Source organism: Spirulina subsalsa CS-330, from assembly GCF_028330765.1.
In the GTDB taxonomy this organism is placed as follows: domain Bacteria; phylum Cyanobacteriota; class Cyanobacteriia; order Cyanobacteriales; family Spirulinaceae; genus Spirulina; species Spirulina subsalsa_A.
This window is the reverse complement of record NZ_JAQMTY010000158.1, coordinates 25,779-38,787: the sequence shown is the minus strand read 5'-3', so window position 1 is coordinate 38,787 and position 13,009 is coordinate 25,779. Positions and strand designations below refer to the sequence as shown.

Below are 13,009 nucleotides of genomic sequence, written 5' to 3'. Positions count from 1 at the left end.
GGACATTCAGTGGACGTTAAACAGACGCTTGTGGAGGGGAATCTGGACGGGGTTTCAAGACAGAGATGACTTGAGACTAGACAAACCCAATGAAGCAAGAATCCCCCGTTATAATCTTTGATTTAACGGTGGGAGTGTCAATAGGAGGATTTTTGCGCCAACAGATTAACACCAGTAGCACGATCCAGCGACAACCGGAGCCGATGGGGGTACAGCTTGGGATCAGGTTGCGCCCCCATCTGTTTTAGTTTTCGATCCAGTTTTTCGCCCGACTCACGGCCTTTTGCCATTGGGCAAAATTGGCCTGGGCTTCGGCTTGACCCTCGCCCGGTTCAAACACTCGATCCACTTGCCGTTTACTGAGGAGTTCGTCGTAATCATCCCAAAACCCCACCGCCAAACCGGCCCCAAAGGCCGCCCCTTGAGCCGTTGCATCGAGGATGACCGGTCGCTCGACGGGGATACCGAGGACATCCGCTTGGAACTGCATTAACCAATCATTTTGGGACGCGCCGCCGTCTACTTTTAGTTGGGAAATGGGTTCGTTCGCGTCTTTGTTCATCGCATCGACCACTTCTTTCACTTGGTAGGCGATCGCCTCTAGCACCGCCCGCACCATGTGGGCCTGCTGTACCCCGCCCGTAATCCCTTGGAACGAGGCCCGCGCATTCATATCCCAATGGGGCGCACCCAAACCACTCAAGGCCGGCACAAAAAACACCCCATCCGTATTCGGCACAGACCGCACGATCGCATCTGTTTCCTTAGCGGACTTGATCAGTTTCAACCCGTCCCGTAGCCATTGAATACAGGCCCCAGCGGTGAACATCGCCCCTTCAAAGGCGTAGTTGGTTTGCGCGGCTGTTGTCCAAGCCACCGTAGACAGGAGTTGATGGCGCGATCGCGCCAACTCCGTCCCCATCTGCGCCACCAAAAAACACCCCGTTCCATAGGTGCATTTCAACAACCCCGGCGTATTGCACCCATGGGCAAACAGCGCCGCCTGCTGATCCCCAAAAATCGCCGCGATGGGAACCGCTGCCCCCAACAACGCCGGATCACTGTTCCCAAACTCTCCCATACTCGGCTGAATCGTCGGCATCCAGTGGGGTGCAACATCAAACAGCGCCAGCAAATCCGTATCCCATTCCCCCCGCGCCAAATTCATCAACATCGTGCGGCTCGCGTTGCTGTGATCCGTCGCGTGGACTTTATGGCCGGTCAAATTCCACAAAATCCAACTGTCAATCGTCCCCGCAAGAATATTTTCCGGCTTCACATCGGGGCGATTGTCCTGCACCCAATGGTGCAGCCACGCCAGCTTCGTGGCCGAAAAATAGGCATCCACCACGAGGCCCGTGCGCTCTTCAATTAAACTCGCTTGCCCCGATGCTTTTAATTGTTGACAATGGGAGGTCGTGCGGCGATCTTGCCAGACGATCGCCCGATGCAGGGGTTTTCCCGTCGTCTGATCCCACAGCAAACAGGTTTCCCGCTGCACCGTCAGCCCAATCGCGGCGATCTGGGAGGCCGAAACATCCTGTTCCGCCAAAACCCGCTTCATCAAAATTTGGGTATCGCGCCAGATCTCTTCGGCATCATGTTCTAACCAGCCCGGTTGGGGGTAATGTTGAGTGAATTCTTTATAGGTTTGGCCTGCGATCGCCCCCTCATGATTAAACAAAATCGCCCGATTCCCCGTCGTCCCTAAATCAATCGCGAGGACATAATCATGTGTCATAGTCTTAGTTCCAGTCACAGCTAACCCCCCAAGGGGCTGTGTGCCGAATGTATCAAATCCTCTCCCCCTCTGGGTCATTGCGGTGTGATTTTGTTGGAAAAATTTTCCAAAGCGAGAGTGATTCTGTTTACAATCAAGGCGATTTCTGATCGGACAGTATGGCCAAAAAACAAAAATTTCCTCATCTTTTAGGCTCCAAATGGACGGCCAAACAGAAAACCTTTGGCTGGCGACATTTCCAAGTCCAGAACCGCAAAACCGAAGGAAAATGGGTCTTTGCTGAACTGGTGTCCTCCTGCGATCCTACGGTGCGGTTTTGGATTAATGCCCGCCAACTCAAGGACGATCGCAGTTGGGCCGCCGGTTGGACTCCCCTCAACGAATTGCACACCTTCCACGACCCCGACCCGGATTGGATCGAGTCGTAGTCCGGTGGGGAATCGGGCAGGATTGGGGCTGTGGTGGGGCGAAATAGATAGTAAAGAGTTTGGTCAAGACGGAGCAATGACGATCGCATCCCTGTTTTATTTATCAGCGGGCACGATGCCCTCCCCCGTGGCGAACGAAATCCAAGCGGTGAAGATGGCCCAGGCCTTTGCGCCCGTGGTGGAGCGGTTTGAATTGATTGTCAGCGGCAATTTGCGATCGCGCCTCGGCCTAGAGCGAGAGTTCACCGCCCGGTTTAACCAGTGGTATGGGGTACGAGTGCCGTTTACCGTGACGCGGATTCCGTCGCTCACCTGGCGCACGCCGTTCCCGTTCCCCGAAGGTTCCTATTCACCGCGTAAATATCTCCGCTGGGCGATCGCCTATTGTCGCCGTCAACAGCCCACGGCGGTCTATACCCGCACGCCCTATCTCGTTGCGCCCTTGCTAGCGGCAGGGTTGCCCGTTGTCCTCGAATTTCACGAACCGATCACGCCGAAAATCCTCGCCCATGAATGGCTCCAGCATCCCAACCTAATCACCATCGTCACCCTGGCCGAGGAGTTGCGATCGCAATACATCCAGCAAGGTTGCGACCCCGATAAAATTTGCATCGCCCCCAGTGCTGTGGATCTTGCCCCATTTCAGCCCGCCCAAGCCAAACCCACCGCCCGCCAAGCTCTCAACCTCGCAACGGATCAACCCATCGCCCTCTACGCCGGCAACCTCTACGCTTACAAAGGCATTCCGACGATTTTGCAGGCTGCAACCCAGTTGCCGGATTGTCAATTTATCCTCGTGGGGGGCCAACGGAAGGAGGTGGATCGAGTGCGATCGCAAGCCGATGCCCTTGGTCTGCACAACCTCCATCTCACCGGCTACAAGACCCAAGCGGAACTCCCCCCCTATCTGTTTGCGGCGGATTGCCTCCTCTTGCCCACAAGCCAACAGTGGAAACTGGCCAGCACCACCTCCCCCCTGAAACTCTTTGAATACATGGCAGCGCAACGCCCCATTATTGCCTCAGATTTGCCCAATATTGCCACGGTGTTGCGCGATCGCCACAATGGCCGCCTGATTCCCCCCGATGACCCCGATGCCATGGCCGATGCGATCCGGAATTTGTTGGCTGATCCTGTCGCTGGGGACGCGATCGCCGCCCAAGCCTGGCAGGATGTCCAAGCCCACACCTGGGCCCAACGCGCCGCAACAATTCTGCAATTCATCGCGCCGCGCCTACCCCATTGAATTGCTACTGCTTACCCATAAATTGATTTCAAGTTCCAAAACTCTCGTGATCCCCCCCAGCCCCCCTTAAAAAGGGGGGAGCCGCTCAAAGTCCCCCTTAAAAAGGGGGGAGCCGCTCAAAGTCCCCCTTTTTAAGGGGGATTTAGGGGGATCAATCGCAGCTTAGGTCAGTATTTGCAAGTTATGTATAAGCAGTAGCCCATTGAATCGAGAAGCGTGGTGAATTTTGCTTTAGCTATATTCGCCGGTTTGTTGGATTAATTTGGCGATTAGGCCAGTCCACCCCGTTTGATGACTGGCCCCAATTCCGGCACCATTATCACCATGGAAATATTCAAAAAAGAGAATGAGGTTATGCCAATGGGGATCGGTTTGGAATTTTTTCGTACCGCCGTAGATGGCGCGGTGGCCGGTGGCATCGTTGCGGAAGAGTTTGATCAGATGCTGGGATAGTTCCGTTGCCACGTCCCATAAATTGAGCCAGCGCCCCGAACCGGTGGGACATTCGACTTTGAACTCATCGCCGAGGTAGTGGTGGAACTGTTGCAGGGACTCGATCAGGAGATAGTTAACGGGCATCCACACCGGGCCGCGCCAGTTGGAATTCCCCCCGAACAGGCCGCTGCTGGATTCGGCGGGTTCGTAATCGACACGGTGCTCCTGGCCATCGACGCTGAAAAGGTAGGGGTGTGCGTGGTGATGGCGGGAGAGGGCGCGAATGCCGTAGTCGCTGAGGAATTCGGTTTCGTCGAGGAGTTTGTGGAGGATGCGGCGCAGTTTGTCGGTGGGTTCGAGGCGATCGCGGGTCACATAACAGAGCGCCAACATTCGCCGCGCCCCTTGGCCGTTGCTTTCCATGCAGGCGACGTTGCGCTTCAGGGTGGGGCGATGGTGAATGAACCATTCTAAGCGGGCTTTGAAGTTGGGGAGTTGATCGAGGAGTTCGGGTTCGAGGGTGGTGACGGCAAAAAGGGGAATCAGGCCAACGAGCGATCGCACTTTCAACCGCATCGATTCACCATTGGGCAGGTTCAACACGTCATAGCAGCGGATTGAGTGGCTCGAAGCCGGGCAAGTTCAGGATTCATGAGCGTTCAAAACAAGAGGAAAGAGAACAGACGACAGCATCGTGTTCTCTTTCCACCATAGCCCCCCAGGGGTGGGCGATCGCAACAATCCTCGTGGCCTAGCTCCGCCGGGTCATGCCCATGGAGCGGCTCCGCCGCCTGTCTAGCGTTAACGTGCGGCAGAGCCGCCCCAGCAGCGCGTCATGGCAGAGCCATGACACGAGAGGACACGAGAGGATGAGGGCTTAAACCCTTACACCGAGGCCAGATCCGGCGTTGCCGTTGCCGAGGCTTCCGGGCTATCGGCTTCCGACGGGGGAACCACTTGCCAGAATTGCGGTAGATAGGTGGCCCAATCGGCGAGGATCTGCTTCGCTTTCGGGCTGTTCGTCCGTTCCGCGTGGGCGGTGATCATGGCCTTGAGTTGGGCTGCGCCGGCGGCGGTGCTGACTCGTTGGATGGTGACAATTTCCGGATTCACTTTGGCGGCAAACGTGCCCGCTTCATCGAGGAAATAGCCCAAGCCGCCGGTCATCCCCGCGCCCACATTCCGACCCACAGACCCCAAGACGACGAGGACACCACCGGTCATGTATTCGCAACAGTGATCCCCCGCGCCTTCGATCACGGCTTGGCCTTTGGAGTTGCGCACTGCGAACCGTTCCCCGGCGCGACCGTTGACGTAGACCGTGCCGCCCGTTGCACCGTAGAGGCAGGTATTGCCAATGATCGCGTTTTGGGCGGGGTCGTAGGTGGCCGCAGCGGGGGGCGTGATTACGATTTCGCCGCCGTTCATGCCTTTGCCGACATAGTCGTTGGCTTCACCGATCAGCCGTAGGGTCATGCCGGGGAGGTTGAACGCGCCGAAACTTTGGCCCGCCGATCCGGTCAAGGTGAGATTAATCTGACCCTTGAAGCCATCATTGCCGTACCGTTTCGCCAGTTGCCCGGCGATGCGAGCGCCGACGGTGCGATCGGTGTTGACGATCGCAACGGATTTTTCCACGGTTCCATGATTGGCGATCGCATCCTGTACCGCTGGATCGGCCAAGAGTTGATCCTCTAACACATCACCATTGCTATGGACATCATCATGCTTGAGCCAATCGCGATTTTGGGACACGGGCGGCAGGGTGAGGCAGGCCATGGTTAACCCGGCGGTTTTCGGGGAAGTGGCCGCCGTCCGTTGTACCAGCAGATCCGATCGCCCGATCAATTCCTCCAGGCTCGTATAACCTAAGCGGGCGAGAATTTGCTGCACTTCAGCGGCGATGAAGTAGAAGAAATTCACCACATTGTCCGGTGTGCCGGGGAAGCGTTTGCGGAGGCGTTCCTGTTGGGTGGCGACCCCAACGGGGCATTGGTTCGTGTGGCAAACCCGCGCCATGATGCAGCCTTCGGCGATCATCGCCACGGAACCGAAGCCGTATTCTTCGGCCCCCATCAGCGCAGCCACCACCACATCAAACCCGGTTTTAATGCCGCCATCGACGCGCAACAGGACGCGATCGCGCAGTTGATTTTCCATCAACGAGCGATGCACTTCCGTGAGACCCAATTCCCACGGCGCACCCGCGTGCTTGATCGAACTGAGGGGCGATGCGCCCGTGCCGCCGTCGTGGCCGGAAATTTGGATCACATCGGCGTTAGCTTTGGCGACCCCAGCGGCGATCGTGCCGATGCCGATTTCTGCCACCAATTTCACGGATACCTTGGCGGTGGGGTGGATTTGGTGGAGGTCGAAAATTAATTGGGCGAGGTCTTCGATCGAGTAGATGTCATGGTGGGGCGGCGGTGAAATTAAGGGCACGCCGGGTTTCGAGCGCCGCAGCATGGCAATATATTCACTCACCTTCGGGCCGGGCAGTTGACCGCCTTCACCAGGTTTCGCCCCTTGGGCCACTTTGATTTCCAACTGATCGCCGCTCATCAAATATTCCGGCGTGACCCCGAAGCGACCCGACGCGATTTGTTTAATCGCGGAGTTGGCGCGATCGCCCTTTTTCAACCCTTTTAAATGGCTGAAGGCCTCGGAGTTCCCCGCTGCATCCACATCATCAATGGTGATGAACCGCAGCGGGTCTTCGCCCCCTTCCCCGGAGTTGGATTTACCGCCGATGCGGTTCATGGCGATCGCGAGGGTTTCATGGGCCTCGCGGGACAGCGAACCGAGGGACATTGCCCCGGTACAGAAGCGGGTGACGATGGATTCAATCGACTCCACCGCCTCGATGCCAAGGGCGGGGCGATCGCTGTGGAAGTCCAGCAAGTCGCGCAGGGCCGTGACGGGCCGCTCTTCGAGTTGCTGCATGTAGGTGGTGTAGTGGTCGTAGCTGTGGTTGATCAACCCTTGGGCCCCGTTGCCCTCAGCGGCCATGGTGTTAAAACTCCGCACGGCACTATGCAACGCTTTCGCCATTTGGGGCGAGTTCATGTGATATTCACCGCCCGGCTTGAAGTTGACAAACCCGTAATTTTCCAGCTTTTTACCCTGCAATTCCGGGAAGGCGCGGCTATGGAAAGCGATCGCTTCTTGGGCCAAGTCCGTTAGGTTCATACCCCCCAGTCGTGAGGTCGTCCCCGTGAAGGCCAGATCAATCACTTCCGCCCCTAAGCCGATTGCCTCGAAAATCTGCGCCCCATGATAGGAAGCCAACAGCGAGATTCCCATTTTCGAGAGGATCTTGAGAATCCCAGCCTCTAAGGATTTGCGGTAATTCTGTTGGGCCGTTTCTAGATCGATCGCTGCCAGTTTACCCTTTTCCATCATGGTCTGGGTTTTGGGGTCATGCCACCAACTGCGCACCGTTTCCAAGGCGAGATAGGGACAAGCCGCCGACGCACCAAAGCCCACCAAGCAGGCGAAATGGTGCGTGCTCCAACATTGGGCCGTATCGACGATCAGCGAGACTTTCAAGCGCTGGCCGGTGTGGATCAGGTGTTGATGGACGGCTCCCACGGCCAGGAGGGGCGGGATGTAGGTGGTAGTGGGGCCAAGGGTGAGAGGGGTGGAACTGCGATGGGTGGCTGCGCGATCGCTAGAACTGCGATCGCTCAAAATCAAAATCTCGCAACCCTCGCGCACCGCTGCTTCTGCCCCGTGGCAAAGCTGCTGGACGGCTCCTTTCAAACCATCGGGGCCATCCGTAATGGTGTAGAGCGTTGACAGTTCCGTCACGGACAATTCCGCCGCCCGAATCGCATTTAATTCCCCATCATTGAGCACAGGGCTTTCGATTTTGAGCACCACATTATCTTTCGGCTCCGTTTCGAGCAGATTCCCCCGTTCCCCCAAAAACATATTTAAGGACATCACCAAACTTTCCCGCAGGGGATCAATCGGCGGGTTGGTCACCTGGGCAAAGCGTTGTTTGAAATAGTCATAGAGCAAGCGCGGCTTACTCGACAGGGCCGCCAAAGGAATATCATCCCCCATACAAAAGGTGGGTTCTTTCCCCTGTTGGGCCATGGAGATCACCACCATGTCCACATCCTCGGCGGTATACCCAAAAGCGGTCTGGTGTTGGAGCAGATCCGGCCCTGCCACCGTGGATTCAGCGCCGAAGCCCGTATGGGGGATTTCGGTGCGGTGCTTTTGCATCCATTGGCCGTAGGGGTGGAGGTGGGCGATCCGCTGTTTAATATCCCAGTTGTGGAGAATTTCGTGGGTTTCGAGATCCACCGCGATCATCTGACCGGGGCCAAGGCGACCTTTTTCGACGATATCCGCGTCGGGTAAATCGACAACCCCGGCCTCGGAGGCGACAACAATATAGCTATCTTTGGTGATGCTGTAACGGGCGGGGCGCAGACCGTTGCGATCGAGGGTTGCGCCGACGGTTTTACCATCACTGAACACCAAGAGCGCGGGGCCGTCCCAGGGTTCTTGGATGCTGCTGTAGTAGTTATAAAAGTCGGTGATTTCGGGATAGGCTTCGAGTTCCGGTTGATTTTTATAGGCTTCGGGCACGAGGATCATCGCCGCTTCAAAGGGGGTGCGGCCCGTGCGCACGAGTAATTCCATCACACTGTCCAGGTTGGAGGAATCACTGTTGGCGGGGTTGACGATCGGGGTGAGTCCGGCGAGGTCTTCGTGATGCCAGCCTGCGGATTCGAGGCTGCTTTCGCGGGTGCTCATCCAGTTGATGTTGCCGAGGAGAGTGTTGATTTCGCCGTTGTGACCGAGGATGCGCATCGGTTGGGCCAGGAGCCATTTGGGCATCGTGTTGGTGCTGAAGCGGCGATGGTAAACGGCGAATTTACTTTTATAGAGGGGGTTGACCAAATCTTGGTAGAACTGGCCGAGGACTTCGGCGCGTACCATGCCTTTGTAGACAATGGTGCGGCAAGACCAGGAGCAGACATAGAAATCATCGGCGAGTTCTTTGCCGACACGACTGCGGGCGACGTAGAGGCGGCGATCGAGTTCGTCGCCGCTGAGGTCTTTGCCGGTGACCATGATCTGCTCGATGCGGGGCAGGTTGGCACGGGCTTGGCGACCGAGGACTTCGGGGAGGGTGGGGACGACGCGCCAACCGAGGACGGTGAGGCCTTCGGAGGTGGCGATCGCTTCGACAAAGGCGCGGCGATTATTGGCCGCCACATCATCTAAGGGCAAAAAGAGCATCCCCACACCGAGTTTTTCCGGGTCGGGCATGGTGATGTGGTGCTCCTCAAACCAGGCTTGGAACAGTTCCCACGGAATCCCCGTCATCACCCCCGATCCGTCGCCGGAATCATAGTCAGCACTACAGCCCCCGCGATGTTCAAGACACCCCAACGCAATTAAAGACTGTTCAATCAGGCGATGTTCAGCGGCATCGCGGGTATTGGCAATAAATCCAACCCCGCAGGCATCGCGCTCGCTGACAAGCCAGGGTTGACCGGGATAGGGATGATGGGGATCTGTGGTAGAAACGGGAGATAAATTACAGTTCGGCTGCATCGAGTGATCCATGGGTGACTACAGTGAAAAATAATGATGATTGTTCTGGGACTGGGGGGAATCCAATTGAATCACCGGCCCTGTCCAGATAGACGGTTAAGCCGCTCCGAATTAACTTAGATGGAATGGGGGTCTACCCCAAAGACGATCGATAACAGAAAACAATGGGGCTGCGAATGGACTGGTAAGTCTCCAGTCAGCACAATAGCGATCGCAATTACATCGTTTCTTAACGATGGCTTGACAATTATTATAGGCAACTCGTTCCTTGGCAAGATGGATCAACAGACACAACATCGTCGGGTTAATGCCATAAAAGGCATTGGGTATCAAATCAGTTGCAGTGTTGCCCTCCTGCTGCTCGGCTTGGGGACTCGTTCCCTACCCGCTGCTGCTGAGGCGATCGCCTCCTCTCCCCCGCTGCAATTAGCCCAAGTCGATCACGCTACCTTCCAACCGGAAGACACCCGCTGGGAACAGGGGATTCGCTGGGAAAAACGCTACGTGGTGTTAGGGGGCGATCGCTTTCCCGTCTTTTCCTTAGAATTCGCCGCCAACAACCCCCGCGTTGCCCTCCGCCCGATCTGGAGCAACCCCTACACCATGGAAGGCACGAGTTCGATCGTGGACATCGGCCGTCAGTGGGGAGCCTTTGCCGCGATTAATGCCGGATTTTTTAACCGTAACAACCGCCTACCCCTCGGAGCCGTGCGCCGGGATGGCCGTTGGTTTTCGGGGCCGATTTTAAATCGAGGTGCGATCGGCTGGAACGACCAAGGCACCATCAAAATCGGTCGCCTCACCCTCCAAGAAACCCTCACCACCAACACCGGCCAACGCTTCTTCATCTCCCACCTCAACAGCGGCTACGTCCAGGCCGGCATCGCCCGCTACACCCTCGACTGGGGCCAAAGCTATCGCCCGATCACCAACAACGAAATCATCATCTACGTTGAAAACAACCAAATCACCGAACATTACGCCGGGGGCACAGCCGGTCAAACCCCCTTTCCCCTCCCCCAAAACGGTTACATCCTCGTGATCCGGGCTGGCAGTATCTCCCGCGATCAACTCCCCCCAGGAACCACCGTCACCCTCGCCAGCACCACCAACCCCAGCGATTTCGGCAACTACCCCCATATTGTCGGAGCGGGGCCCCTCCTGATCGAAGGCGGGCGCGTCGTGTTGAACCCCGAAGCCGAAAAATTCAGCACCGCCTTTGCCCAACAATCCGCCTCCCGCAGCCTGATCGGAACCACCTCACGGGGCACGGTGATGCTCGCCGTGGTTCACAATCGCCAGCGGGGCCGGGGGCCGTCCCTGCGCGAATTGGCCGCCCTGGCCCAACGTATGGGCATGACCGCCGCCCTCAACCTCGACGGTGGCAGTTCCTCATCTCTCTACCTTGGCGGGCAGTTGGTGGATCGTCCCCCCGCCGGTGCGGCACGGGTTCACAATGGGATTGGTGTGTATCTTCCCTAACCGCCTTGCTGGCTCGGCGGAGCTGGTTAACCCTAGGCGGATGAGGCCTCGTGCGATCGCGACGCTGAATGTGAGCAATGGGTGAAAAAAAGCCCCCCGTTTCGTAAAGACTTGTTAGGGTTTGGGCCGGATTTTAAAAATCATCCCAGTATCCCAAAAGTCATTTGCTAAGGTGAAGTGAAATATGTGGCTTGTTCACAAGACTCTCGATTCGTATCCCTTTAACCGTCCAATAGTTTAATTTTTCGTGAGGCAGTTATGGTTCAGCTTCAAGATGCCAACGTGACCGTTCCATCCACCGCACCGGCGGCGCGGGATGATTCTCCCCAACGTCCATGGGGAACATTTACCGTCCTCGAAGAAGGCTCTCGCTACAAAATTAAGCGGATCGAAGTGAAGCCGGGACATCGCTTGAGCCTGCAAATGCACCATCACCGCAGTGAGCATTGGATTGTGGTGTCGGGGACTGCCAAGGTGACCTGTGGGGATCAGGTGACGATTTTGGGCAGTAATCAATCGACCTATGTGCCCCAATGCACGCCCCACCGCCTCGAAAACCCAGGGGTGATTAATCTGGTGATTATCGAGGTGCAAAATGGTGAATATCTCGGCGAAGATGATATTATTCGCTTCCAAGATGATTACAAACGGAGCTAAGTCCCGCCGATGATTACCTTGACCGCAGCGGCTGCCCAGGAAGTTCGCCGCCTGCAAATGTCCCATAACCAAGCGAATAGTACGCTACGGCTCACGGTGCAATCGGGGGGCTGTGCGGATTTTGTCTATGGGTTGGAGTTGGTGGCTACGCCGGTTCAAGGGGATTATTACTGTGTCAGTGAAGGCATTGCCATGACGGTAGCGGGGGAGAATGTCGCGATGGTGTCGGGGTTATGTTTGGACTATACGGAAGACTTGATGGGGGGTGGGTTTCGCTTTGATAACCCCCAGGCGGTGCGCACCTGTAGCTGTGGGCATTCCTTTGCGATCGCCCCTGACCTTGGATCTGGCATTTAACGCCCCCGGAATCCCGTCAGTCGCTTGACACAGTTTTGCGGATTTGGATATGATGGGAGACTGTCACGTCAACATCAAGAACCATCACGAGGCAGAACGTGTAACCTATGCCAACCATCCAGCAACTGATCCGCACGGAACGCTCCGTTGCGAAAAAGAAAACCAAGTCCCCCGCCCTGAAAGAATGTCCACAGCGGCGCGGTGTCTGCACGCGGGTTTACACCACCACGCCGAAGAAACCGAACTCGGCGCTGCGCAAAGTCGCACGGGTGCGGCTCACCTCTGGGTTTGAAGTCACGGCTTACATTCCCGGTATTGGCCACAATCTCCAAGAACACTCCGTTGTGCTCATTCGCGGTGGACGGGTTAAAGACCTCCCCGGTGTTCGCTACCATATTGTGCGCGGTACATTGGATGCAACGGGGGTTAAAGACCGTCGCCAAAGCCGTTCCAAATACGGAACCAAGCGACCCAAAGCCTAATTCCGGGTCGGTGTTGTTGCCCCATGGGGCGATCGCGCCACCCGCTCATCCCTGCAATACTTTAGACCTGCACTATCAGAATTCACTATGTCTCGTCGTAGAGTCGTTAAAAAACGTCCCGTCCCCCCCGATTCCGTCCATAACAGCCGTCTCGTCAGCATGACCGCCCGGCGGCTGATGCGTCACGGCAAAGAGTCCCTAGCCTATCGGCTGATTTACGATGCCTTCGCGATCATCAGCGAACGCACCGGCAGCGATCCCCTCGAAGTGTTCGAGCAAGCGATTCGCAATATCACCCCCCTCGTCGAAGTGAAAGCACGCCGGGTTGGTGGTGCGACCTATCAAGTGCCGATGGAAGTGCGCCCCAACCGAGGCATCACCCTCGCACTCCGCTGGCTCGCCACCTACTCCCGCTCGCGTTCCGGTCGCACCATGGCCAGCAAGCTGGCGAATGAAATCATGGATGCTGCCAATGAAACCGGCGGCGCGATTCGCAAGCGCGAAGAAACCCACCGGATGGCGGAGGCCAACAAAGCCTTTGCCCACTATCGCTACTAACGCCAGGTTTGGGAAAGAGATTCTTCTCACGCCCTCTTTCCCGGAT

The 13,009-nt window shown here is 56.8% G+C and carries 9 protein-coding genes and 1 pseudogene; 7 read left to right on the top strand and 3 right to left on the bottom strand.

The annotated features are described in order from the left end of the window. Window positions 1-244: 244 nt before the first annotated feature. A complete protein-coding gene (glpK, locus tag PN477_RS10710; RefSeq protein WP_272120101.1) occupies window positions 245-1,741 on the bottom strand; it encodes a glycerol kinase GlpK in 1,497 nt (498 codons plus the stop codon). 158 nt (window positions 1,742-1,899) lie between these two features. Between glpK and PN477_RS10705 the strand changes: the two genes are divergently transcribed. Both PN477_RS10705 and PN477_RS10700 read left to right on the top strand, forming a co-directional pair. Continuing rightward, window positions 1,900-2,169 (top strand): TIGR02450 family Trp-rich protein, encoded by a 270-nt coding sequence (locus PN477_RS10705; RefSeq protein ID WP_272120100.1) that lies wholly within the window; start codon window positions 1,900-1,902, stop codon window positions 2,167-2,169. A 4-nt stretch (window positions 2,170-2,173) separates the two neighbouring features. Beyond that, on the top strand, window positions 2,174-3,415 hold the full coding sequence (locus tag PN477_RS10700; RefSeq protein ID WP_272120099.1) for a glycosyltransferase: 1,242 nt from the start codon (window positions 2,174-2,176) through the stop codon (window positions 3,413-3,415). 231 nt (window positions 3,416-3,646) lie between these two features. On the opposite strand, the pseudogene PN477_RS10695 reads toward PN477_RS10700, so the two are convergent. Both PN477_RS10695 and gltB read right to left on the bottom strand, forming a co-directional pair. Next, window positions 3,647-4,459 (bottom strand): annotated as a pseudogene (locus tag PN477_RS10695) (MGH1-like glycoside hydrolase domain-containing protein); the annotation flags it as partial. Window positions 4,460-4,735: 276 nt separating this feature from the next. After that, on the bottom strand, window positions 4,736-9,439 hold the full coding sequence (gltB, locus tag PN477_RS10690) for a glutamate synthase large subunit (protein WP_272120095.1): 4,704 nt from the start codon (window positions 9,437-9,439) through the stop codon (window positions 4,736-4,738). A gap of 264 nt (window positions 9,440-9,703) precedes the next feature. Here gltB and PN477_RS10685 point away from each other — a divergent pair, with 264 nt between their 5' ends. From PN477_RS10685 to rpsG, 5 genes are all read left to right on the top strand, one after another. Next, window positions 9,704-10,909: a phosphodiester glycosidase family protein gene (locus tag PN477_RS10685; RefSeq protein WP_272120094.1), complete on the top strand. Its 1,206-nt coding sequence runs from the start codon at window positions 9,704-9,706 to the stop codon at window positions 10,907-10,909. Window positions 10,910-11,167: 258 nt separating this feature from the next. Further along, complete coding sequence (locus PN477_RS10680; protein ID WP_084669091.1) at window positions 11,168-11,566, top strand: phosphomannose isomerase type II C-terminal cupin domain; 399 nt, start codon at window positions 11,168-11,170, stop codon at window positions 11,564-11,566. 9 nt (window positions 11,567-11,575) lie between these two features. After that, complete coding sequence (locus PN477_RS10675; protein ID WP_272120092.1) at window positions 11,576-11,923, top strand: HesB/IscA family protein; 348 nt, start codon at window positions 11,576-11,578, stop codon at window positions 11,921-11,923. Between the two features lie 107 nt (window positions 11,924-12,030). After that, window positions 12,031-12,405: a 30S ribosomal protein S12 gene (gene rpsL / locus PN477_RS10670; protein WP_072622117.1), complete on the top strand. Its 375-nt coding sequence runs from the start codon at window positions 12,031-12,033 to the stop codon at window positions 12,403-12,405. An 87-nt stretch (window positions 12,406-12,492) separates the two neighbouring features. Beyond that, window positions 12,493-12,963 (top strand): 30S ribosomal protein S7, encoded by a 471-nt coding sequence (rpsG, locus tag PN477_RS10665; RefSeq protein WP_072622118.1) that lies wholly within the window; start codon window positions 12,493-12,495, stop codon window positions 12,961-12,963. The last annotated feature ends 46 nt before the right edge of the window (window positions 12,964-13,009 follow it).

Bases quoted from the DNA above. Each gene is read 5' to 3' on its own strand.
- glpK (WP_272120101.1), bottom strand. From the start codon at position 1,741: ATGACACATGATTATGTCCTCGCGATTGATTTAGGGACGACGGGGAAT.
- PN477_RS10705 (WP_272120100.1), top strand. From the start codon at position 1,900: ATGGCCAAAAAACAAAAATTTCCTCATCTTTTAGGCTCCAAATGGACG.
- gltB (WP_272120095.1), bottom strand. From the start codon at position 9,439: ATGGATCACTCGATGCAGCCGAACTGTAATTTATCTCCCGTTTCTACC.
- PN477_RS10685 (WP_272120094.1), top strand. From the start codon at position 9,704: ATGGATCAACAGACACAACATCGTCGGGTTAATGCCATAAAAGGCATT.
- PN477_RS10680 (WP_084669091.1), top strand. From the start codon at position 11,168: ATGGTTCAGCTTCAAGATGCCAACGTGACCGTTCCATCCACCGCACCG.
- PN477_RS10675 (WP_272120092.1), top strand. From the start codon at position 11,576: ATGATTACCTTGACCGCAGCGGCTGCCCAGGAAGTTCGCCGCCTGCAA.
- rpsL (WP_072622117.1), top strand. From the start codon at position 12,031: ATGCCAACCATCCAGCAACTGATCCGCACGGAACGCTCCGTTGCGAAA.
- rpsG (WP_072622118.1), top strand. From the start codon at position 12,493: ATGTCTCGTCGTAGAGTCGTTAAAAAACGTCCCGTCCCCCCCGATTCC.